This is a genomic window from Stenotrophomonas sp. YJH_SMC_73, assembly GCF_059370155.1.
In genome coordinates this window covers 51,164-71,537 of sequence record NZ_JCAFTJ010000001.1, presented here as the reverse complement: position 1 = coordinate 71,537, position 20,374 = coordinate 51,164, and the positions used below count along the sequence as shown (strand labels likewise).

General features: G+C 67.8%; 24 protein-coding genes. 11 read left to right on the top strand and 13 right to left on the bottom strand.

Annotated features, from left to right (window positions below):
• Nucleotide 1 precedes the first annotated feature (1 nt).
• The gene (locus AC5P8R_RS00350) at nucleotides 2-595 is read right to left on the bottom strand and encodes a TetR/AcrR family transcriptional regulator (RefSeq protein ID WP_111205593.1); all 594 of its coding nucleotides are present in this window, start codon (nucleotides 593-595) and stop codon (nucleotides 2-4) included.
• 16 nt (nucleotides 596-611) lie between these two features.
• The gene (locus AC5P8R_RS00345) at nucleotides 612-1,208 is read right to left on the bottom strand and encodes an NAD(P)H-dependent oxidoreductase (RefSeq protein WP_049407909.1); all 597 of its coding nucleotides are present in this window, start codon (nucleotides 1,206-1,208) and stop codon (nucleotides 612-614) included.
• A gap of 126 nt (nucleotides 1,209-1,334) precedes the next feature.
• Between AC5P8R_RS00345 and AC5P8R_RS00340 the strand changes: the two genes are divergently transcribed.
• Entirely contained in the window at nucleotides 1,335-1,868 is a 534-nt protein-coding gene (locus AC5P8R_RS00340) for a hypothetical protein (protein ID WP_169411607.1), read from the top strand.
• 56 nt (nucleotides 1,869-1,924) lie between these two features.
• Here the strand turns inward: AC5P8R_RS00340 and AC5P8R_RS00335 are convergent, their stop codons facing one another.
• Nucleotides 1,925-2,752, bottom strand: coding sequence for an isocitrate lyase/PEP mutase family protein (locus tag AC5P8R_RS00335; protein WP_134966121.1), 828 nt, complete (start codon nucleotides 2,750-2,752; stop codon nucleotides 1,925-1,927).
• A 164-nt stretch (nucleotides 2,753-2,916) separates the two neighbouring features.
• Here AC5P8R_RS00335 and AC5P8R_RS00330 point away from each other — a divergent pair, with 164 nt between their 5' ends.
• From AC5P8R_RS00330 to accC, 5 genes are all read left to right on the top strand, one after another.
• Entirely contained in the window at nucleotides 2,917-3,645 is a 729-nt protein-coding gene (locus AC5P8R_RS00330) for a DOPA 4,5-dioxygenase family protein (protein ID WP_014648610.1), read from the top strand.
• Nucleotides 3,646-3,919: 274 nt separating this feature from the next.
• Complete coding sequence (gene aroQ / locus AC5P8R_RS00325; protein WP_032959080.1) at nucleotides 3,920-4,369, top strand: type II 3-dehydroquinate dehydratase; 450 nt, start codon at nucleotides 3,920-3,922, stop codon at nucleotides 4,367-4,369.
• Nucleotides 4,366-4,791, top strand: a complete 426-nt coding sequence (locus AC5P8R_RS00320; RefSeq protein WP_032959079.1) for a lysozyme inhibitor LprI family protein — start codon at nucleotides 4,366-4,368, stop codon at nucleotides 4,789-4,791. The genes aroQ and AC5P8R_RS00320 overlap by 4 nt, the downstream gene beginning before the upstream one ends.
• A gap of 54 nt (nucleotides 4,792-4,845) precedes the next feature.
• The gene (accB, locus tag AC5P8R_RS00315; protein WP_005419696.1) at nucleotides 4,846-5,325 is read left to right on the top strand and encodes an acetyl-CoA carboxylase biotin carboxyl carrier protein; all 480 of its coding nucleotides are present in this window, start codon (nucleotides 4,846-4,848) and stop codon (nucleotides 5,323-5,325) included.
• 10 nt (nucleotides 5,326-5,335) lie between these two features.
• Nucleotides 5,336-6,703, top strand: a complete 1,368-nt coding sequence (gene accC / locus AC5P8R_RS00310) for an acetyl-CoA carboxylase biotin carboxylase subunit (RefSeq protein ID WP_014648613.1) — start codon at nucleotides 5,336-5,338, stop codon at nucleotides 6,701-6,703.
• Between the two features lie 96 nt (nucleotides 6,704-6,799).
• Here the strand turns inward: accC and AC5P8R_RS00305 are convergent, their stop codons facing one another.
• Nucleotides 6,800-7,174: a hypothetical protein gene (locus AC5P8R_RS00305; RefSeq protein WP_032959077.1), complete on the bottom strand. Its 375-nt coding sequence runs from the start codon at nucleotides 7,172-7,174 to the stop codon at nucleotides 6,800-6,802.
• Entirely contained in the window at nucleotides 7,171-8,142 is a 972-nt protein-coding gene (locus tag AC5P8R_RS00300) for a hypothetical protein (protein WP_032959076.1), read from the bottom strand. The genes AC5P8R_RS00305 and AC5P8R_RS00300 overlap by 4 nt, the downstream gene beginning before the upstream one ends.
• Nucleotides 8,143-8,306: 164 nt before the next feature.
• Between AC5P8R_RS00300 and prmA the strand changes: the two genes are divergently transcribed.
• The 3 genes from prmA to fis all read left to right on the top strand — a co-directional run bounded on the left by prmA (nucleotide 8,307) and on the right by fis (nucleotide 10,428).
• A complete protein-coding gene (gene prmA, locus AC5P8R_RS00295) occupies nucleotides 8,307-9,227 on the top strand; it encodes a 50S ribosomal protein L11 methyltransferase (RefSeq protein ID WP_180835825.1) in 921 nt (306 codons plus the stop codon).
• A 42-nt stretch (nucleotides 9,228-9,269) separates the two neighbouring features.
• Nucleotides 9,270-10,037 (top strand): DUF3426 domain-containing protein, encoded by a 768-nt coding sequence (locus tag AC5P8R_RS00290; RefSeq protein ID WP_049407899.1) that lies wholly within the window; start codon nucleotides 9,270-9,272, stop codon nucleotides 10,035-10,037.
• Nucleotides 10,038-10,152: 115 nt separating this feature from the next.
• A complete protein-coding gene (fis, locus tag AC5P8R_RS00285) occupies nucleotides 10,153-10,428 on the top strand; it encodes a DNA-binding transcriptional regulator Fis (RefSeq protein ID WP_005419706.1) in 276 nt (91 codons plus the stop codon).
• A gap of 126 nt (nucleotides 10,429-10,554) precedes the next feature.
• Here fis and AC5P8R_RS00280 read toward each other — a convergent pair whose 3' ends face one another.
• From AC5P8R_RS00280 to AC5P8R_RS00255, 6 genes are read right to left on the bottom strand one after another with little or no spacing between them, the layout of a single operon-like run.
• Nucleotides 10,555-11,550: a phosphatidate cytidylyltransferase gene (locus AC5P8R_RS00280; protein ID WP_014648618.1), complete on the bottom strand. Its 996-nt coding sequence runs from the start codon at nucleotides 11,548-11,550 to the stop codon at nucleotides 10,555-10,557.
• Nucleotides 11,547-12,176, bottom strand: a complete 630-nt coding sequence (locus AC5P8R_RS00275) for a lysophospholipid acyltransferase family protein (protein WP_495222886.1) — start codon at nucleotides 12,174-12,176, stop codon at nucleotides 11,547-11,549. The genes AC5P8R_RS00280 and AC5P8R_RS00275 overlap by 4 nt, the downstream gene beginning before the upstream one ends.
• Nucleotides 12,177-12,189: 13 nt before the next feature.
• Entirely contained in the window at nucleotides 12,190-12,627 is a 438-nt protein-coding gene (locus AC5P8R_RS00270; protein ID WP_014648620.1) for a hypothetical protein, read from the bottom strand.
• Nucleotides 12,624-13,928 carry a phosphatase PAP2/dual specificity phosphatase family protein gene (locus AC5P8R_RS00265; protein ID WP_169411616.1) on the bottom strand — a complete coding sequence of 435 codons (1,305 nt, stop codon included), beginning with the start codon at nucleotides 13,926-13,928 and terminating at the stop codon, nucleotides 12,624-12,626. The genes AC5P8R_RS00270 and AC5P8R_RS00265 overlap by 4 nt, the downstream gene beginning before the upstream one ends.
• A gap of 23 nt (nucleotides 13,929-13,951) precedes the next feature.
• On the bottom strand, nucleotides 13,952-15,703 hold the full coding sequence (locus tag AC5P8R_RS00260) for a bifunctional alpha/beta hydrolase/class I SAM-dependent methyltransferase (protein WP_014648622.1): 1,752 nt from the start codon (nucleotides 15,701-15,703) through the stop codon (nucleotides 13,952-13,954).
• A gap of 34 nt (nucleotides 15,704-15,737) precedes the next feature.
• Complete coding sequence (locus tag AC5P8R_RS00255; RefSeq protein WP_014648623.1) at nucleotides 15,738-16,355, bottom strand: CDP-alcohol phosphatidyltransferase family protein; 618 nt, start codon at nucleotides 16,353-16,355, stop codon at nucleotides 15,738-15,740.
• Nucleotides 16,356-16,563: 208 nt separating this feature from the next.
• On the opposite strand from AC5P8R_RS00255, the gene purH reads away from it, so the two are divergent.
• Both purH and purD read left to right on the top strand, forming a co-directional pair.
• On the top strand, nucleotides 16,564-18,147 hold the full coding sequence (gene purH / locus AC5P8R_RS00250) for a bifunctional phosphoribosylaminoimidazolecarboxamide formyltransferase/IMP cyclohydrolase (RefSeq protein WP_014648624.1): 1,584 nt from the start codon (nucleotides 16,564-16,566) through the stop codon (nucleotides 18,145-18,147).
• A gap of 61 nt (nucleotides 18,148-18,208) precedes the next feature.
• Nucleotides 18,209-19,492: a phosphoribosylamine--glycine ligase gene (gene purD, locus AC5P8R_RS00245; protein WP_014648625.1), complete on the top strand. Its 1,284-nt coding sequence runs from the start codon at nucleotides 18,209-18,211 to the stop codon at nucleotides 19,490-19,492.
• A gap of 78 nt (nucleotides 19,493-19,570) precedes the next feature.
• On the opposite strand, the gene AC5P8R_RS00240 is transcribed toward purD, so the two are convergent.
• Together AC5P8R_RS00240 and AC5P8R_RS00235 are read right to left on the bottom strand one after the other, a co-directional pair.
• Nucleotides 19,571-19,903 (bottom strand): helix-turn-helix domain-containing protein, encoded by a 333-nt coding sequence (locus AC5P8R_RS00240; protein WP_014648626.1) that lies wholly within the window; start codon nucleotides 19,901-19,903, stop codon nucleotides 19,571-19,573.
• Nucleotides 19,887-20,270: a type II toxin-antitoxin system RelE/ParE family toxin gene (locus tag AC5P8R_RS00235; protein ID WP_041864299.1), complete on the bottom strand. Its 384-nt coding sequence runs from the start codon at nucleotides 20,268-20,270 to the stop codon at nucleotides 19,887-19,889. The genes AC5P8R_RS00240 and AC5P8R_RS00235 overlap by 17 nt, the downstream gene beginning before the upstream one ends.
• Nucleotides 20,271-20,374: the final 104 nt, after the last annotated feature.

The following is a 20,374-nucleotide window of genomic DNA, read 5'->3' as shown; positions in this document are numbered from 1 at the left end:
ATCAGCGTCGCTTGACCGTCGCCACGATCAAGCGCTGCAGCTCGGCCTCGGCGCCGGCCTTGTCCAGCGCGCCTGCCGCCACGGCTTCGGACAGGGCTTCGGCCGCACCGAGAATCGCCCAGCGTCCGGCCAGGGGGACCGTGCCATCGGCCGCAAACGGGCCCAGCCAGGTGTCGCAGTTGTCGATGAAGTCCTGCTGGTAGCGCCGACGCACTTCATGGAGTTCCGGCGCGCCCACCAGCGCAGCGAGGATGCCCTGCACTTCACTGCCCTGGCTGAGGACGCAGTCGATGTAGCCGGAGGCGATGGCCGCTGCACGATCGGCCAGCTGCGCCCTGGCACGGCCGATACGCTCGTGGAAGACCACCGTCTGCCGCCCGTCATAGTCATCGTAGAGCGCGGCCAGCAGCCCGTTGCGGGTCACGAAGTGATCATAGGCCACCGGTTTGGTCACACCGGCCGCCTCGGCCAGCCGCCCCAGCGTCAATGCGTCGGTGCCTTCGTCGCCGACCAGCGCCCAGGCCACGTCCAGCAACTGGCGGGCGCGTTGCTCGCGGGTCAATCGGCGGCGCGTGGGAGCGGCGTTGGCAGGCATCGGTGGAGCACGGCGGTCAGCGCATCGGAGCACCGATTTTACGGCCGATCGCCAGCGCGGTCTGCAGATGCGCTTCGGCTGCACCGGAATCGGCGTCCAGCAGCAGGTCGGACGACAGCACGCGCGCGCCGCAGTAGTCGAAGATGCCCATGTCGATCTGGGTCTTCATCGCCGCACCGTAGCCGCGCCGTTCGATCATGTCCGCGCCAGCCCCGCCGATGCCGACCAGATGCACGCCCAACCGCTGCAGCTTTTTCTGCACCTTGCCATCGGCGCCGTCCTGGTAGGCCCAGCCCTGGGTGAACACACGATCGATCCAGCCCTTCAGCAGCGCGGGGAAGGACCACCAGTACAGGGGATAGACCAGTACCAGCGTGTCGGCAGCCTGCAGCCGCGCCTGCTCGGCGGCGACGTCAGCCGGAGTTGCGCCGGTGCCACGGAACAGCGCCTGGTCCTGCATGTTGAAGCGCGGATCGAAGCCTTCAGCCATCAGATCGGCGTGGGTCACGCTGTTGGCGGCATCCGACGCGGTGATGGCTTCGCCGATGCGCCTGGCGATGGCATGGGTCAACGCGCCGGGTTCAGGGTGGGCGGTAACGATGAGGGTGTGCATGGGGCATGTCCGGAGTTCACTAACTACCAATAGTAAGTAGTGTCGCCCGGGATACCAGCGCCATGCGTGGGACGCTGTTTCCGCATCCACCGTATAGTGCGGCAGTTCCCACTGAGCTGCCCGACGATGCACCGGTATCTGCTTGCCCTTCTGCTGGCCCTGCCGATGGCAATGGACGTTACGCCCGCGCTGGCCGGTGAACTCAGTCCGGAAGACTCGGCCGCATTGCGCAATGAGGTGCAGGCGATGATGGGCGCCTTCGCCCGTGGCGATACCGAGCTGATCATCGCGCGTACCCATCCCAGCCTGAAGCAGCTGGCCGGTGGCGACGAGGCCTATGCGCGGGCGACCCGCGACACCGTGAAGGCGCTGCGCAAGGCCGGCGTCACGATCATCAGCGACGAGGCAGGCGTGCCGGGCCGCACCTATGCGGCCGGTGACGAGGAAGTCTGCTTCGTACCGCGCCAGTCACTGCTGCGCGTGCGCGAAGCGCCGATGCGCAGCACGTCATTCATGGTTGCTGTGCGACGCGTCGGTACAACGCAATGGCGCTATCTGGACGGCGCGGCGATGCTGGACAACCCGGCACTGCTGCGGCAACTGCTGCCGGCGCTGGAGCCGGGCGTGACGCTGCCCAGGGGCGGGATGGAAGCGCTGTAGTCGCAGGCGCGCGTCCATCCACGCCCGGGGTGGTCCATTGCAGGCCTGGGCATGTGTCAGCGGAACAGCGCGTTCAACGCCGCGCCCGAAGCCGCCTGCTGCAGGCCATCGAAGCGACCGTCCTGCATGATCGGCTCGATGGCCTGCATCAGCCCACCCCACGCAGCTCGCGCCAGCGCACCGCCCAGGCTGACCCGTCGCACGCCGAGTGCGGCGATGTCCTGCAGGCTCAGCGGTGTCGGTCCCCCCACCAGCAGGTTCACCGGCTTCGCCCCTGCAGCGGCAACCACCGCGCTGATCTGTTCGGGCGTGCTGATGCCCGGTGCATACAGCACATCGGCGCCGGCCTCGGCATAGGCGCGCAGGCGCTGCAGGGTGTCCTGCAGATCCGGCACGCCAACGAAGAAATTCTCGGCCCGCGCGACCAGCAGCACATCGCCCCCCGCGCGGTCGATGGCCGCACGTGCCGCACACAGTCGCTCGACCGCCTGCCCGATCGGCCGCAGCGGCGCATCGGCCACGCCGCTGGCGTCCTCGATCGACAGCGCCGCGATACCGGTGTCGATGGCCGCCGCCACCGCCTCGCCCACTGCCTGTGGCGTGGCGCCGAAGCCATCACCGAAATCGGCGTTCAACGGCAGCGGTGTCGCGGCCGCCATCAGCCGCAGATGTTCCAGTGTGGCCTGCAGCGAAACCGCCCCATCCGGCCGCCCTTCACTCCAGGCGCAGCCGGCACTGGTCGTGGCCAGTGCCTGGAAGCCCTGCCGCTGCAGGTAGCGGGCGCTGCCCACGTCCCACGGATTGGGCAGCACGAAACAACCGCGCGCATGCAGCTGGCGGAAACGCGCGCGCTTGCGCTGGGTGTCGGCATCAAGCGGGGTCATGGCGGGTTCCCGGGCGGCGGACCTGCACCCTAGCCCACGCTGCGGCGGCACTCAATCACGGCGTGGGCCAGCGTGCATGAGGTGATGCCGGCTGCTTATTGGACACCACCGTGCACGCTGCCCGAGCGTGCTTGCCTGCCACACAGTGCCCCACGGAGCCCCAGATGCACCCGGACCCGCAGACCCTGATCGACGCCGGCGACGATGACGCCCATTGGGCCGACCTGCTTTCACCCGCGCGCCGTCGCCTGATCGCGTCGGCCGGGCTGGCCGCTGGCGGCCTGGCCAGCGCGTCGGCTGCCACCGCAGCCGCGCGCAGCGACAACGCCGTGAACACCACCGAACCCGGGCGACCCGGCTTCCGCGCCATCGTTCCGCCGGCGCCCGAGGGCCGCAGCCCTTGGGGCCAGGCCACGGCCAGCGAGCCTACCCCGCGGCCGGCCAGCGTGCGCCCCGGCGAGGCCACGCTGCCCACCCGGCCACGTGCCTACACCGCCATCAAGAGCTACCACGCCCACATCTACTTCGACGAGGACAGCTTCGAGAAGGCCGCGCTGCTGCGGCGCTGGGCCGCCGAGCGCTTCCCTGTGGAGCTGGGCAACTGGAACCTTGAGCCACGCGGGCCGCACGTCACCCCGTCGTTCTATTTCGGCTTCACCAACGACCTGCTGCCGGTGCTGGTGCCCTGGCTGCAGCTCAACAGCCTGGGCCTGACCATCCTGATCCACCCCAATACCGGCGATGGCCGCGCTGACCATCTGCATTACGCGTTGTGGGTGAACCGCGCGCAGCCGGTCAATGCCTACAACTGGCCGGCGCCGAAGCCCGGGCAGCCGGAACCGCTGGAAGAGGTGTTCCCGAACGTGGTGCCGACGGTGCCGCTGGAGATCTGAGCGGCCGGGTGCCGGACAGCTCCATGTGGAGGCGCAGTGTGCTGCCCACCGAACCCCGTCCTCCCCGCATGGCGTGGATGCCGGCATCGTCGGCCTACGTGCACGCATCCCCGTCCAGCACCACGTTCAGCGCGCCTTGATCCAGCGCCCGCCATACGGCCGCAAGCGCTCCGGCAGATTTCAAACATACGATTGAAACGCTGCAAACTTCGCCGAACTGGACAGCATCCGCCGGTTCCGCCAGACTGCCGCCCTTTCCCGTCTTCCGGATCCCATGGCGAAGCTGCTGGTCCTGCACGGCCCCAACCTCAACCTGCTCGGCACCCGCGAGCCGGAGGTCTACGGCCACACCACGCTGGCCGACATCGACCAGGCCCTGGCTGCCCAGGCATCGGCCGCCGGACACACCGTGGAACGGCTGCAGTCCAACGCCGAGCATGTGCTGGTGGACCGCGTGCAGGCTGCGCGCAGCGACGGAACCGCTTTCATCCTGATCAACCCCGCCGCCTTCACCCACACCTCGGTCGCCCTGCGCGATGCGCTGGCGGCGGTGGCGGTGCCGTTCATCGAGATCCACCTGTCCAACCCGCATACCCGTGAGCCGTTCCGCCAGCACAGCTACTTCAGTGACAAGGCAGTGGGCGTGGTATGCGGTTTCGGTGCCGACAGCTACCGCTACGCGATGGACGCGGCGCTGCTGCGCGTGCAGGCGGCCAGCGCGTGAAGATGCCGCCGCGCGTGCTTGCCGGCATCCTGCTGTGGGCCGGTCTGTGCGGCGCCAGTGTCGCTGCCGAGCGCGCGGCCGCGGGCATCGACTGCGCACAGGCAAGCGGCGGCTACGAGCGCGACATGTGCGATTCCGATCGCCTGGATGATGCCGACAGCGCATTGAACGCCGTCTACGCGCAGGCGCGTGGCGAACTGAAGGCGCAGGCAACCGATGGCAGCTGCAGCCGCTGCGCGGCGGCCGAACAACAGCTGGTGAAGGCCCAGCGCATCTGGATCACCTTGCGCGATGCAGATTGCGAGGCGGTGTATGCCTTCAATGCAGACGGCACCTCGCGCAACCCCGCGAAGATGCAATGCCTGATCACCCAGACGCGCGACCGTACGCGGCAGCTGCGCGAGTTCTACGAACTGCTTTGAACCGAGTGCAACCGCACTCTCCACCACACTGACATCACGAGCAAAGAGGCCACCATGGATCTCCGCAAAATCAAGAAGCTGATCGACCTGCTGGAAGAGTCGAACCTGGCTGAAATCGAAATCAAGGAAGGCGAAGAGTCGGTGCGCCTGTCGCGCGCCCCGGTGGCCGGCTATGCCGCCCCGGTCGCCGCGCCGGTGTATGCCGCTCCGGCCGCCCCGGCGCCGCAGGCGATGCCGATGCAGTCGCCGACCGAAGCCTCCACCGGCGGCAGCGCCAAGCCGGGCCCGGCACTGCCGGAAGGCCACGTGCTGCGCTCGCCGATGGTCGGCACCTTCTACGCCTCGTCCGCCCCGGACAAGCCGGCCTTCGTCACCGTGGGCCAGCAGGTCAAGGAAGGCGAAACCCTGGCCATCATCGAAGCGATGAAGATGTTCAACCCGATCGAAGCCGACACCTCCGGCACCATCGTTGCCATCCTCGGCGAGAACGGCCAGCCGGTGGAATTCGACCAGCCGCTGTTCGTGATCGGCTGAGGGGCGCGCCATGCTCGACAAAGTCGTCATCGCCAACCGAGGGGAGATCGCGCTGCGCATCCTGCGCGCGTGCCATACCCTCGGCATCCGCACGGTGGCCGTGCACTCCACGGTCGACCGCAACCTCAAGCACGTGGCCATGGCCGACGAGTCGGTCTGCATCGGTCCGGCGCCGTCGCCGCAGAGCTACCTCAACATCCCGGCCCTGATCGCGGCGGCGGAAGTCACCGACGCCCAGGCCATCCACCCGGGCTACGGCTTCCTGTCGGAGAACGCCGACTTCGCCGAACGCGTGGAAGAATCCGGCTTCATCTTCATCGGCCCCAAGGCCGACACCATCCGCATGATGGGTGACAAGGTCGAAGCCATCCGCGCGATGAAGGCCGCGGGCGTACCGTGCGTGCCCGGCTCGGGCGGCCCGCTCGGCGAGGACATCGTCGCCAACACCAAGATCGCCCGCGAGATCGGTTATCCGGTCATCATCAAGGCGGCCGGCGGTGGCGGTGGTCGCGGCATGCGCGTGGTGCACGCCGAAGCGTCGCTGAAGACCTCGATCGAAACCACCAAGAGCGAGGCCAAGGCCGCGTTCGGCAATGGCGAGGTCTACATGGAGAAGTTCCTGGAGAATCCGCGCCACGTGGAAATCCAGGTGCTGGCCGACGGACAGGGCAACGCCATCCACCTCGGTGAGCGCGACTGCTCGATGCAGCGCCGCCACCAGAAGGTGGTGGAAGAGGCACCGGCGCCGGGCATCACCGCCGAGCAGCGCGAGCAGATCGGCAAGGTCTGCGTGGAAGCCTGCATCCGCATCGGCTACCGCGGCGCGGGCACGTTCGAGTTCCTGTACGAGGACGGCCGCTTCTACTTCATCGAGATGAACACCCGCATCCAGGTGGAGCATCCGGTCACCGAAATGGTCACCGGCATCGACCTGGTGGCCGAGCAGCTGAAGATCGCCGCCGGCCAGAAGCTGTCGATCAAGCAGAGCGACGTGGTGCTGACCGGCCATGCCATCGAGTGCCGCATCAACGCTGAAGATGCTGAAACCTTCGTGCCGAGCCCGGGCACCATCACCGGCTTCCATCCGCCGGGTGGCCCCGGCGTGCGCGTGGACACCCACATCTACAGTGGCTACCGCGTGCCGTCGAACTACGACTCGATGATCGGCAAGCTGATCGTGCACGGCCCGGACCGCGAAACCGCCATTGCCCGCATGCGGGTGGCACTGAGCGAAATGGTGGTCGATGGCATCAAGACCAACATCGCCCTGCAGCAGCGGATCATGCGTGACAAGGGCTTCCAGGCCGGTGGCCAGAACATCCACTACCTGGAAAAGCGCCTGGCCGAGCGCAAGAACAAGCCGATCGCATTGACCTGATCGGCGCCAGGTGCTGGACATGAAAAGGGCGGGGATCTCCCCGCCCTTTTCTGTTCCTGTAGAGCCGGGCCCATGCTCGGCTCCACAGCGAGCACGTCAGCGCTTGTCGGCCACGTCGGCCGGAATCTGCGAATGGGCCAGCGGCCGCACGCCATTGGGCGAGGTCGGATCGACGATCACCATGGTTTCGGTCGAACCATCGGGCCACACCACCTGGAAGGTGCTGCCGGCCGGCAGTGAAGCGAATGGCATGCCACTCTGCGCGCGGTAGACCGCAGCGACCTGGCTGGCACCGGCGCGGCGCACGTCTTCCTGCGCCTTCACCGTGGTCAGCTCCACCTTCGACAGATGCCGGTAGCGGTCCTCGTAGGTATCGATCATCAGCAGGCCAACCGCCCCAGCCGAGTAGGCCACGAACAGCGCCACCCAGAACCAGAACTTGGCCCCATGCAGGAATCGACGGTAATTCATCGCCCGTCCCTCTTTCCAACCAATCGCTTGATCCATTCCTTCATTTTCCCAGCACCTTGCCGCGATACCGCAGCGTCATACACGAAATCCCGGAAATCCTGCGCTCCATCCTGCGAACAGATCCCTCCGTTCGCACAAAAATTGTTGACCAGCACGCTGTCCGCTCCACAGGCCAGGCCGAGTTCACAGGCCGCAAGCCGCCATGCAAGTTCACTGAGCTGCTCGCCCGCCACCAGCCCGTCAAGCGCGCGGTCACCGGCCGCACGCACGCCCATGCCTGGCGCGATGGCCATGTAGGCCTCGGGGTCGCGCGAGGTGCGCACGCGCTCGACCAGGTCGCGGCGGTACTCGGCACTGTCATGCAAGGGCTCGCCCTCGGCGAACAGCGACGCTTCCGCGGCCAGGTTGCCCTGCGCGGCCGCCTTGCGGCGTTCGGCCAGCACCAGCGCCGCGCCCAGCTTGTCGCCCGGCACGAAACCGCCACACCGCTGTGCCACGCGCTCGCGTGCCTCGATCATCGCCGGCGCCGCAGTCAGGCCCAACCCGCTCAGTACGTTGTTGTCCAGGCGGTAGCCACCCGGATCCAGTGCGTACTGCGCGCAATAGTCATAGACGCGGCTGAGCATCCAGCGCGCCTCGTGATTGCCGGTGTCGGCCTGTGCGCGCAGACGCTGGGCGTAGGCATACAGGTCGCTGGCGTCTTCGATGTCGGCGCGCAGGTCCAGCGGCAGGCCCGACGGCAGCGTGTTGCCGCGCTCGAAAGCCGCCAGCCGCCGCGCCAGGGCTTCCGGCACCACCGGCAGCGGCGCTCCGCCGTCACGGCTGGCCATGGCCAGCGGCAGGTCCGGCGACGCCGACGTCGACGCCACGCCCGCAGCATGGCCGCTGGCCCGATACCCGGCCACGCCCAGCACGGCCACCGCCGGCAGCACGAGCAACCAAGTTTTCAGGGTCGGAGCGAAGGCCATCGGCGGTGGTGAGCGTTCACGGCACACAGGAAAGCGCCGAGTTTAGCAAGGCCCGGCAGGCCTGTCTGAACTGCCCCCATTCATCTCAGAGCGGCATCTCAGGCAATACGGAGACGCCCCGATGGTCTAGCATTGCCCCCTTTCCCGCGACTGTCCCCACCGCCATGCCGTTCCTGGAACTGACCCTGCGCTGCACCGAAGCCACCCAGCCCCGCTATGAAAATGCGCTGGAGGACGTCGGCGCACTGGCCGTGACCCTGCTTGATGCCGAAGCCGACACCAGCAACGAACAGGCCATCCTCGAACCCGGCGTGGGGGAAACGCCGCTGTGGGACACCCTGGTGCTGAGCGCGCTGTTCCCCGCCGACAGCAATGCGCTGCTGCTGCTGGCCGCCCTGGAATCCTTCGACCCGGAACTGGACTGGAGCAATGGCAGCTTCCGCGCGGTCGAAGACGAAGACTGGGAGCGCGCATGGCTGGACCAGTTCCAGCCGATGGATTTCGGCAGCCGCACCTGGATCGTGCCGTGGAACCATGAACTGCCGGACGCTGCACAGGCCGCCGATGCCGCCGTGGTGCGGCTGGACCCGGGCCTGGCCTTCGGCTCGGGCACCCACCCGACCACTGCCCTGTGCCTGCGCTGGCTGGACCAGCTGGCCGTGGACGGCCAGCTGCAGGGCCAGCGCGTGCTCGACTTCGGCTGCGGCTCGGGCATCCTCGCGCTGGCCGCGCTGAAGCTGGGCGCCGCCGAAGCGATCGGCGTGGACAACGACCCGCAGGCGCTGGTCGCCACCGCCGACAATGCCGAGCGCAATGGCGAGCAGGCCCGCATGCAGGTGTACCTGCCGCAGGACGAACCGGTCGCCACCTACCCGATCGTGGTCGCCAACATCCTTGCCTCGGCGCTGGATGCGCTGGCCGAGCTGCTGGCCGCACGCGTCGCCGCCGGCGGTCGCATCGCCCTGTCGGGCATCCTGCAGGGCCAGGAAGGCGAACTGCTGCAGCGTTATGCCGCGTGGTTCAACGATCTGCAGGCCACCCAGGATGGCGACTGGATGCGCATCACCGGCACGCGCCGCGCCTGATCGTGATTGAATGACCGCTGGATCCGAGCCCGCGCCCTGAGCATGTCCGAGCCGAACCCGCCGCGCCGCCCTTTGGCCACCTTCCTGCGCCCCGCGTCGGAAGGCGAGGCCGCACCTGCGACCGACGCGCGCACGCCCGACCCGTCGGCGCATGACATCCCTGCCGCGAAGTCCGGGGACCCGGTCGACGCGGCGCTGCCGCCGATGGCGGAGACGCGACAGCTCGATGACACCGTCATCCTCGACGAAGCGACCGTGATCGAACCCGTCCTTGCCGTCCCGGCCGCGCAGGCGGTGGCCGGCGATGCGCCGAGCTTCCTGGGCACTTCGCGGCCGCGCGCGCTGCCGACGCCGCGCTGGCACTGGGTGCTGGTCGCCGGGCTGGCACTGCTGCTGGTACTGCAGAGCGTGCTGGCCGATCGTGCGCGACTGGCCGCCGACGCCGGCAACCGCACCTGGCTGGGCGCACTGTGCGGCGTGCTGCGCTGCAGCCTGCCGGCCTGGCACGAGCCGACCGCGTTCACCATGACCAGCCGCGAGATCCGCCCCCTGCCCGGCCAGGCCGGTGTGCTGCAGGTGCAGGCCAGCATCCGCAACGATGCGCGCTGGGCACAGGCCTGGCCGGACCTGCGCCTGTCACTGTCCGATGCCGATGGCCGGGTGATCGGCAGCGGCGTGTTCACGCCCGCGCAATACCTTGGCGAAAGCCCGGCCACGACCGTGCTGGAACCGGGCCAGAGTGCGCGCATCGCGTTCCGCGTGCAGGAACCCGCCGCGTCCACCGTCGCATTCACCTTCGACTTCCTCTGACCAGGGTAGAGGCGACCAGCCGTGGCAGGTCGGGCACGCTCGCGCTAGACTGGCCGCCACCACCTCGTCCGGCCGCGCGCTCCGCGCGCACGGGCCAACCGAATCGGGAACCCCCTTGAACGCTGTCCTCTCTCGTCCTGACAACAGTCGTGGCGCTCCCCGGCCACCGCTGCGTGAACACGTCGCCCAGTCCGTGCGCCGCTACCTGCGTGATCTTGATGGCTGCGACGCGGACGATGTCTACGAGATCGTGCTGCGCGAGATGGAAATCCCGCTGTTCGTGGAAGTGCTCAACCACTGCGAAGGCAACCAGAGCCGCGCCGCCGCGATGCTGGGCATCCACCGCGCCACCCTGCGCAAGAAGCTGAAGGAATACGGCATCAGCGCCTGAGCGCGCGCGGGTAGTGCCGGCCGCTCGCCGGCAACCCCATGAACGATGGCAGGATGTCGCAGTTGCCGGCCAGCGGCCGGCACTACCGGTAGATCCACGCCATGCGTGGATGCAGCCCCGGCGGGATCACCCGCCGCCGCCCGCCTTCCAGTAGTACCGCACCACATGGAAGAACACCGGCGCGGCGAAGCACACCGAATCTAGCCGGTCGAGCATGCCGCCATGGCCCTCGATCATGTGGCCCCAGTCCTTGATCCCACGGTCGCGCTTGATCGCCGACATCACCAGGCCGCCCCAGAATCCCATCAGGTTGATCAGCAGCGACAGGCCGAACGCCTGCAGCGGCGTGAACGGGGTGATCCACCACAGCGCCGCCCCAAGCGCGCTGGCGCTCAGCACGCCACCCACGAAGCCCTCCACCGTCTTCGACGGCGACAGCTTCGGCGCGATCAGGTGCCGGCCCAGCAGCTTGCCCCAGATGTACTGCAACACGTCCGAGGATTGCACCACGATCACCAGGAAGGCGAACAGCAGCACGTTGCGCGAGGGGTCGTGACCGGGCACGTGCAGGTTCAGCAGCAGCGGCACGTGCGAGATGCAGAACACGCAGATCATCAACCCCCACTGCACCTTCGCGGTGCGCTCCAGGTAGTGCGTGGTATCGCCACCGATGGTCGACAGGATCGGCAGGAACAGGAACGCATAGACCGGGATCAGCAGCGTGTACATGCCGTACCAGTCGATCCACACCAGGTAGTACTGCCACGGCAGCACGATGTAGAACGCAGCCAGCAGCGCGTAGTAGTCGCCTGAACGGGTCGGCGCCAGGGTGATGAACTCGCGCAGCGCGAACAACGAAATGATCGCGAACAGCACGATCACCCCGGCGCGGCCGAAGAACAGCGCCAGCCCGACCACGATCGCCATCACCCACCATGCACGGATACGCGACACCAGGTTGGCGATCACCGCGCTGGGCTGACCGCGCTGGCGCCAGCGCAGGGTCTCGGCCACCAGCGTGGCCAGCACCAGCACCGCGCCGACGCCGGCAAACAGCAGGCCGGTCTGCTGGCCGACACTCTGCGTTGCCAGATCGCCAGATACATCCAGCACGAAACTCATGCACGACCTCCATTCGGCGCCAGGTCCAGCAGCGCCTGCCGGCTGCGGGCCAGGAATGCGGCCTTGTCCTCGTCGGCCTGCAGCCGCAGCGGCATGCCGAAGGTGGCCGTGCACAGCAGCGGCAACGGCAGGAACCGCCCCTTCGGCATCACCCGCTTCAGGTTGTCGATCCATACCGGCACGAACTCCAGCTCCGGCCGTTGCCGCGCCAGGTGGTAGATGCCGCTCTTGAACGGCAACAGCGGTTCATCGCCGATATTGCGCGTGCCTTCCGGGAACAGGATCAGCGAGCAGTCTTCGTCCACCGCATCGCGCAGTACCTGCAACGGGTCCTGCTGGCGATGGCCGGCCTCGCGCTCGACCAGAACACCGTTGAACACCGCATCGATCAGGTAGCGACGCAGGCCATCACGCTGCCAGTACTCGGCCGCGGCCACCGGGCGCACCTGGCGCCGCAGTGCCGGTGGCATCGATGACCAGATCAGCACGAAGTCACCATGGCTGGCGTGGTTGCCGTAGTACACGCGGCGCTCGCTGGACGGCGCGCAACCGATCCACAGCGCGCGTGCGCCGGTCACCACATGGATCGCGCCACTGCAGGCGCGGGCAATCAGTTCGGCAAACATCGGTCACTCCCATTCACGTCTGCGGCCACACCACGGCCAGCACCAGCAGTGCGAACTGCACTGCGGTCAGCAGGTACTGGCGCAGCAGCAGGCGGCGCATGCCGGACCAGCGCGCATCCCAGCCACGCAGTGGCGCATCGGGCGACGCGCGGCGCAGGCCACTGTCGTGCAGCAGCTGATCGATGCGGCGTGCGGCGGCTTCGCCCTCCAGTCCTTCATCGCGCAGCAGCTGCAGCAGGCTGGCATCCAGCCCCACCCGCCACGCGTGGTAGGCCTGTGCGATGCCCGCGGCAACACTGAGCAGCAACAGGCCGGCAGCGATCATCGCCAGCCCCGGCTCGGTGCCGAGCAGCAGCAGTGCCACCAGCAACATGCCCAGCGACAGCAGCGCCGGCCAACGCCCCTGGCGCAGCAGCAGGTGCATGGTCACCAGATCGGGAACCGTGCTCATGCGCGCGCTCCTGCCGCAGCAGTGATGGCATGCAGATGCGCCGCGTGCAGCACGATGCCGGGGCGTGCAGCCCGCACGATCGCCACTGCCGCGTTCGCATCGGCGGCACGACCACTGCGCAGCAGCCAGGTGGCGACGCTGGCGGCGCTGCGCGAATAGCCCAGCGCGCAGCACGCCAGCAGCGGCCCCTGCACGCGCAGACGCTCGATGGCATCGGCCGCCTCGCGCAGCTGTTCCGGCGTGGGCACCACCAGGTCCAGCATCGGCACGCTGGCATACGCCGCGCCCGGCGCGCGGCAGGACAGTTCAGCACAGGTATCGACCACGCCGACCAGCGGTGTTGGCAACGCAGCACAGGGAATGCGTCCCAGCCACACGTCATCCATCACCGGCACCGGCTGCGGCGCACGCCGCGTCCACAGCCGCGAATTGACCCAGGCTGCGCCCAGGTACGGCGCCAGCAGCCAGCGTGCCGCCATGGTCAGGCGACCATCGGCGCGCTTCTGGAACACCGCGGTACCCAGCCCGGCATAGGCCAGCGCCAGCAGCAGCAGCGACACCACCGGCCACAGCAGCCACAACGCGGCGCCACGCAGAAGCACCACCGGCACCAGCAGTACAGCGGCCCCCAGCAGGTACACCCCTGCCAGGCGCCAGCGCTTGGCATCACGTGCCGTGCGCCATGCACGCAGCGGTGGCGTGCCCTGCTCCGGCCACAGCCACACGCACAACCAGCCGGCCAGCAGGCCGGTCGGGATATCGATGAAGTGATGCTGGAACGTGGTCAGCACCGAGACGCCGATCAACAGCGCCCACGCGTGCAGCACCCAGCGCCACACCCCGTGCAGGTACTGTGCGAACTTCACCCACAGCACGATCAGCAACACGATGTGCAGCGACGGTGCCTGGTTGAACGGCTTGTCGAAGCCCAGCAGCACATCGAACAGCCAGCCGAACACACCGCCGATCTGCGGACGCTCGAAGCTGAAGCGCAGCGGCCACAGCAGGAAGCAGCTCACGGCGATCAGCTGTGCGCTGAACAGCCGCAATGCGTGCCGGTCCAGCTCCAGCCGTTGCCGGCACAGGAAGAACGAGACCGCGTAGAACAGGTCGATCGACCAGTACGGCACGATGGTCCATGGCACGAACGGGATGCGGGTCTCCCAGCCGAACGCCATCACCGGCAGGGTGGCGTGGCGGCCGGCCATCCAGTTGGCGAAGCCATAACTGGCGAAGAAGAACGGACCCAGCAGGGCCAGCCACAACAGGGCGCGCCGCCAGGGGCGCCCCTCTGCGGCCAGTGGGGATGCGGCGAGCGTCGCCATCACGCGGTCCGGCGCGCCAGCGATACGGTGAAGATGCCGAAGTCGTCGATACGCTGCGCCACCTTTTCGAACCCGGCCAGGCGCACCAGCTCGTCCATCTCCTGCTGGGTACGGCGGCGCATCACCCACGCCGCGCCACCGCGGTGGCTGGTCAAGGCACGGGCAATGAATTCCAGCTGCGGGTGCCAAGGCTGGCCGGTATAGGCCAGGTAGCCACCCACTGGCACCGCTGCGGCAATGCCCTGCAGCGAGCGCAGCACGGCGTCGTTGTCGGGGAACAGTTCGTACAGGCCCGAGACTACCGCCAGCGTCGGCGCTGGATCGACCTTGGCCAGCTGTGCCGGGTCGAACGCATCACCCTGCTCGAAGCGCGCGATGTCGGCCGCGCCCAGGCGCTGGATCAACGCCTGGCCCTGGGGCACGTTCAGATCGCTGAAGTCGCGCAGCACGATGCGGTCGGCGCGCTGCTCGCCCTGGCCCAGTGCTTCCAGCACATAGCGGCCATGGCCGGCGGCCACGTCCAGCACCCGCACCGGCGTGCCCTGCCCGCGCAGGCGCTGTGCGGCGTCGCGCAGCAGTTCCTGCAGGTGCTGGCCACGCACGCGGATGCCACGCCAGCCGATCGCATCCAGGTAGTTGCGGTCGACCATCCGCCCCAATGGACCCTTGCCGCGCGCCTCATTCCGGTAGATGTAGTCCAGCGTGCTACCGGAATCGAAACCGGTCTGCAGGCCCAGCGCGATGCCTTCGGACAGCGTGCCGCCGAAGCGCAGGCCGCCACGTACCACGCGCCAGCGCAGGTCGGCCAGGCTGTTGCGTTCCGGTGGCCAGGCCAGGATCTCCGACTCTTCGAAGGTCGGCCCATGGCGGTGCGCGTCGCGCCGTGACAGCTCGCGCAACGGTTCGGCGAAACGCGCCTGGATGAAGCTGCGGATGCGCGCCAGTGCCGGTGCCCGATCGCGCTCGCCCAGCGTGTCGTGGAAGAAGCCCGGCAGGTGCACCCGCTCCTTGATCGGGCTGGACAGGCGCTCATAGAAGCGATCCTGCGGGCCACGGTGCACCACGAAATCCGAGCCGGACACCAGCAGCTGCACCGGCACGCTGATCGCCTGCGCATCGGCCACGATGCGGTCGGCCGCTTCGTACAGGCCCAGCAGCACGCGCACCGAGATCGGCCGGGTGATCAGCGGATCGGTACGGTAGCTTTCCACCCGCGCCGGGTCATGGGTCAGCCACTGCGGCTTGACGTAGCTGTTGACGAAGAAGTTGCCGCGCAGCTTCTGCATCAAGGCCAGGCCCGGCCGCGCGAACGGCACGTACAGCTTCACCTTGAACGCCGGTGAAGCCATCACCAGCGCACGCAGGCGTGGCGCGTAATCGTGCACCCAGGTCGCGGCGACCACCGCCCCTACGCTCTGCGCGATCACCACGATGTCTTCCACCGCAATGCCGTGCTCGGCGCCGATGTGGGCGATGAAGCTGTCCAGGTCGCGCACCAGCGCCGGGAAGCCCGGTGCATCGCCACGCGCACCCGGCGAACGGCCATTGCCGCGCGCATCCCAGGCGAAGAAGGCGGTGTCGGGCAGGTCCAGCTCATCGACCAGGTGGGTGACGCGCCCGGAGTGCTCGTGGCCGCGGTGCAGCAGCACGATGGCCTGGGTGGCCGGGGTTGCGGTGGTGCCCGCCCAGTACCGGTAGAACAGCGGTACCTGGTCGAAGCTGTGGAATTCCCGTTCCTGCGCCTGACGCATGCAATCTCCTGATTGTCTTTTTGTATCTGCTTGATTAATTCGACGAAACCGCCGTTTCCCGCAGTCCGCGACGGACGCGGTTGATCATGGTCAGCATGCACAGCACCGCCATGGCCGCAGCCACGCCAGTGACCGTCATCGCGCCAACCCACTCAGACGCCAGCAGCAGACCCAGCACGCCGACGACGAAGGCGCGGTCACTCTTGCCCATCGGGCCGTCATAGCGGCGGCTGGCACCGACCATCAGCCCCAGCACCCCGGCGTACTCGCTCAGCGCCGCCGTCCAGGCCAGCAGCCACAGCACTTCCGGGCGCACGCCCGGCACGCTGAGCAGGCTCAGGTACAGCGCCGCGTCGGCGATCACATCGCACAGCTCGTTCAGATAGGCGCCCAGCCGCGACTGCTGGCCGAACTCGCGGGCCAACATGCCGTCCACGGCGTTGAGCGCCATGCGCAGCAGCATCCACAGCGGCAGCAGCAGGTACAGCAGGGGCTGGGCCGGCGCGCAGCACCAGACGGCGGCAGCCACCAGCAGCGAGACCGCGGCCGCGGTCACGGTCACCGCATTGGCGGTGATCCCCATGCGGTACAGACCGCGTACGGCCGGACGCAACAGGTCCTGAAAACGTCCTTTCAATGCATAGATCGACACGATCCGAACCCGCTGATCCTTGGCAGTTCCGGCACAGCCTACCCGATTGGAGCAGCGCGCCCCATCGAATTGCTTGCGGACCGCCCCCGGCCAGGCTGTGCTGAAGGCGGCCACAGGCCGTGGGTGCGGGTCGATTTTCCCCGCCGGCGCCCGCCACCGGCCCCCACCGCCTACAATATCGGCCCCGCTCCGCTGCCGATTCTGTCCCATGACTGCTGATCTGTTGCCCGTCCGCCGGGCCCTCCTCTCCGTTTCCGACAAGACCGGCCTGGTCGAGCTGGCCACTGCGCTGGCGGCACGCGGCGTGGAGCTGTTGTCCACCGGCGGCACCGCCAAGGCGATCCGCGATGCGGGCCTGGCCGTGAAGGACGTGGCCGAGGTTACCGGCTTCCCGGAAATGATGGACGGCCGGGTCAAGACCCTGCACCCGATGGTGCACGGCGGCCTGCTGGGCCGTTCCGGCCTGGATGATGCGGTGATGGCCGAGCACGGCATCGGTGCCATCGACCTGCTGGTGCTGAACCTGTACCCGTTCGAATCGGTCACCGCCCAGGCCGACTGCACCCTGGCCGACGCGGTCGAGAACATCGACATCGGCGGCCCGGCCATGCTGCGCTCGGCTGCCAAGAACTTCGCCCGCGTGGCGGTGGCCACCGATCCGTCGCAGTACGCCGAGCTGCTGGCCTCGCTGGAGGCCAACAACGGCCAGCTGACGGCGGCCACCCGCTTCGCATTCTCGGTGGCCGCGTTCAACCGCGTCGCCCAGTACGATGCGGCGATCAGCAACTACCTGTCGGCGGTCACCGCCACTGACGCCGCCGTGCCGGCCCGTGCCGAGTACCCGGCGCAGATGAACTCCACCTTCGTGAAGGTGATGGACCTGCGCTATGGCGAGAACCCGCACCAGAGCGGCGCGTTCTACCGCGACCTGTACCCGGTGCCGGGCACGCTGGCCACCTTCCAGCAGCTGCAGGGCAAGGAGCTGAGCTACAACAACCTGGCCGACGCCGATGCGGCGTGGGAATGCGTGCGCCAGTTCGATGCGCCGGCCTGCGTCATCGTCAAGCACGCCAACCCGTGCGGCGTGGCCGTCGGTGCCGGCAACGGCGATGCCTACGAGCTGGCCTACGCCACCGACCCGACCAGCGCCTTCGGCGGCATCATCGCCTTCAACAAGCCGCTGGATGCCGCCACCGCCAAGGTGATCCTCGATCGCCAGTTCGTCGAAGTGCTGATCGCCCCGGACTACGAGCCGGCCGCGCTGGAGTACGCGCAGAAGAAGGCCAACGTGCGCGTACTGCGCATCCCGCACGGCGACGGCCTGAACAACTTCGACAGCAAGCGCGTCGGCTCGGGCCTGCTGCTGCAGTCCTCGGACAACCGCGGCATGACCCGCGACGAACTGAAGGTGGTCAGCAGGCTGGCGCCGACCGACAAGCAGTTCACCGACCTGCTGTTTGCCTGGAAGGTCGCCAAGTTCGTGAAGTCCAACGCGATCGTCTACGCCAAGGACAACCGCACCATCGGTGTCGGTGCCGGCCAGATGAGCCGCGTGTACTCGGCCCGCATCGCCGGCATCAAGGCCGCCGATGCGAACCTGGTGGTCGAGGGCTCGGTGATGGCCTCCGACGCCTTCTTCCCGTTCCGCGATGGCATCGATGCCGCTGCAGCCGCCGGCATCAAGGCGGTCATCCAGCCGGGCGGTTCGATGCGCGATGCCGAAGTGATCGCCGCCGCCGACGAACATGGGCTGGCCATGGTGTTCACCGGCGTGCGCCACTTCCGCCACTGATCCGCATCACCAAGCCGGGCCCTGCCCGGCTTTTCTCTTCCGTACCCGAGAACCCTGTCCCATGAAGATCCTCGTCATCGGCTCTGGCGGCCGCGAACACGCCCTGGCATGGAAGCTGGCCCAGTCCTCCCGTGTCACCGAAGTGATCGTGGCGCCCGGCAACGCCGGTACCGCCAGCGAAGACACGTGCCGCAACGTGGCAGTCAAGGTGACCGATATCGACGGCCTGCTGGCGTTGGCCCAGGCCGAAGGCGTAGCGCTGACCGTGGTCGGCCCGGAAGTACCGCTGGTGGCCGGCGTGGTCGACCGCTTCCGCGCCGCCGGCCTGCGCATCTTCGGGCCAACCGCCGCCGCCGCGCAGCTGGAAGGCAGCAAGGCCTACGCCAAGGACTTCCTGGCGCGCCACAACATCCCCACCGCGTACTACGCCGTGCACAGCGACGTGGACGCCGCGCTGGCGTATGTGCGCGAGAAGGGCGCACCGATCGTGGTCAAGGCCGATGGCCTGGCCGCCGGCAAGGGCGTGATCGTGGCGATGAGCCTGACCGAGGCCGAGGACGCGGTGCGTGACATGCTGTCCGGCAACGCGTTTGGCGATGCCGGTGCGCGCGTGGTCATCGAGGAATTCCTCGACGGTGAGGAAGCCAGCTTCATTTCGATGGTGGACGGCGTGCATGCGCTGCCGATGGCCACCTCGCAGGACCACAAGCGCGTCGGCGACGGCGACACCGGCCCGAATACCGGCGGCATGGGCGCCTATTCGCCGGCCCCGGTGGTGACGCCGGAGGTGCATGCACGGGTGATGCGCGAGGTGGTGAACCCCACCGTGCAGGGCATGATCGCCGACGGCATCCCGTTCACCGGTTTCCTCTACGCCGGCCTGATGATCGATGCCAGCGGCGCACCGAAGGTGATCGAATTCAACGTGCGCTTTGGCGACCCGGAAACCCAGCCAGTGATGCTGCGCCTGCAGTCGGACCTGGTCGAGCTGGTGGAAGCGGCTATCGATGGTCGCCTGGATGAGGTCGAAGCGCAGTGGGACGCGCGCCCGTCGCTGGGCGTGGTGCTGGCGGCCAGGCCGTACCCGGAAGCGCCGATCACCGGTGACGTGATTTCCGGCCTGGACGACGTGCCGGCCAGTGCCAAGGTGTTCCATGCCGGTACGGCATTGGATGCGCAGGGCCACGTGGTCAGTGCGGGCGGTCGCGTGCTGTGCGTGGCCGCACTGGGCGACAGCGTGCGCGACGCGCAGGCCAATGCCTATGCCGGCGTGGCCAAGGTGAGCTGGGCCAACGCGTTCCACCGCAACGACATCGGTTGGCGCGCGATCGCACGCGAGGGGTGAGGCACACCCCCGCTTCCATGCATGGCGCGGATTGAATACCACAGTAAAGCAAAGGCCCGGCATTGCCGGGCCTTTGCTTTACAGGACTGCTTCGAGACCCTTCCGATCAATCAGGTTCAAAAGCTTCAGCGACGGCCCGCTCGGCTTCTTCCCGCCCTGTTCCCAGCTACGGACTGTCGAAACGCTGGTGTTGAGCACACCTGCGAACACCGGCTGGCTAAGTTCCAACGACGTGCGAAGTGCACGGATCTGGGCGCTGCTGTATTCGGGCACAGGCCTCAGACAAAGCGCCTCGTACATGCTCATGCGCCGCTTGTCGATGAAGCCGCTGGCGTAAAGGCCCGCCGCGCCTTCATGCACCGCATCGAGGATCGCACTCTTTGCACGTCCATGTTCAACCGTCTTTGTCATGGCAAATCTCCTGCAGTTCTCCGCAGATAACTGCCCTGTCCAACTGTTCAGGGCTCATTCTCAAGAACTCAGACGCATACAGCTGAAGGGCGTCCCGTTCCGCACTACTGATGGTCGCGCGCGCGTTCTTCTCGTAGCAGAAGAGAAAGAACCAGTAGTGCCCCACCCTAGTTGCGACAATAACGCGGGCGCTACCGCGCTTTCCGCGGCCCGGCAGCGCCACCCGCTTTTTGAGAAGGCCGCCCCCTATATCTGCATCAATCAGTCCTTGACGCATTTCCACCACCGCGCGGCACAAGGCTCTATCGGTCAGTGAAGAACGTCGTGTACTGCGGTTGAAGCTTCGAGTGCGGAAGACACGTGACATGATCATACCGTGCCACCGAGTGGTACGGCGTGAAAATCAGCGTCCAGCGCATGCTCCGGTCGGCGCAGCTGCCACCCTGGCGTCAGGATTGATCCATGCCATGC